The organism is Bacillus sp. sid0103, from assembly GCF_019219025.1.
This window is the reverse complement of record NZ_JAHUWN010000123.1, coordinates 1-366: the sequence shown is the minus strand read 5'-3', so window position 1 is coordinate 366 and position 366 is coordinate 1. Positions and strand designations below refer to the sequence as shown.

Genomic DNA, 366 nt, shown 5'->3' with positions numbered 1-366 from the left:
AAAAGAAAAAAATAGTTAGGGAAAATAGAAATAGGCAACTTCTTGCAAAAATCATACAAGAAGTTGCCTATTTTTTTTAGATAACACATAAATCATAAAAAAAGGAATGTTTTTCAGTGCCCTCGTATTGAACAGGGGTCATCTTTTTTAAGTTCCATTGGTATCTGTAGTTATTGTAATAGATCATATATTGCTTTATTTCACGCTTTAGTTCTTCTAAATTCGCACATGGCTTAATGGAGGCTTCATCCTTAAAATGACCAAAGAATGATTCCTGTGGAGCGTTATCCCAACAGTTTCCTCGTCTTGACATAGATTGACGTAGTCCAAGCTTTTTCACTAATTTTTGAAAGTCAGGGTGTGTAT

General features: G+C 33.3%; 1 protein-coding gene. It reads right to left on the bottom strand.

Translation table 11 applies throughout. The features are described 5' to 3' along the window. Nucleotides 1-76: 76 nt before the first annotated feature. Nucleotides 77-366 (bottom strand): IS3 family transposase (locus tag KW850_RS32770; RefSeq protein WP_218351735.1); only part of this gene is annotated, 290 nt, incomplete at its 5' end.